At 69.4% G+C, this 572-nt stretch carries 1 protein-coding gene; it reads right to left on the bottom strand.

Going from position 1 to position 572, the window contains the following annotated elements; genetic code table 11:
* A partial coding sequence (locus DCI01S_RS16575; protein WP_156482676.1) for a transposase occupies positions 1-572 on the bottom strand: 572 nt, incomplete at both ends.

The following is a 572-nucleotide window of genomic DNA, read 5'->3' as shown; positions in this document are numbered from 1 at the left end:
GGTCAGCGGCGAGCATCACCGCCACCAGCCACGCCTGGTTGAGGGCGAACTCCCGGGAGGGAAGCCGGCCGAGCCCGGTGTCTTTGGCGTGTCGGATCCGGTCCTCGACCCGCGCGTGAGCCCGGTGTCTGGCCTCGAGGAATTGGAGCTGGCCGGTGGCGGTGTTGGTGACAAACGCCTGGTAGCGCCACCCGTCGATCTCTTCGAACATCGATAATTGGGCACCCGGGTGGGGCCGCTCGCGGCGGACGATCACCCGCATCCCCGCTGGCCACTTGGCGAGCAGCCCGGGGGCGAGGAATCCGGTCAGTTCGGCAACCTCGGCCCCCTCCCGAATGTCTCCGTCAGGGTTCAGTGCCGGCCCCCACGCTTCCTCGGGGCAGGTCGCGATGGCCCGTCGCAACGGGCCGGTGATGGAGAACCCGACCGAGTACTCCACCCGTCGACCACGGACGCGGTTCTGCTCGGTGACCCAGTTCAGCAGGTCATGGGAGGCGCCGGCGCCGTCGGAGCGGATCAGCAGCTCACGTCGATGGTTGGCGGGGACTTGGGCGATCGCCTGGCCCAGGACC

Source organism: Dietzia cinnamea NBRC 102147 (assembly GCF_001571065.1).
Lineage (GTDB): Bacteria > Actinomycetota > Actinomycetes > Mycobacteriales > Mycobacteriaceae > Dietzia > Dietzia cinnamea.
The sequence above is the reverse complement of the archived record's forward strand: the minus strand, read 5'-3'. Positions and strand labels throughout refer to the sequence as shown.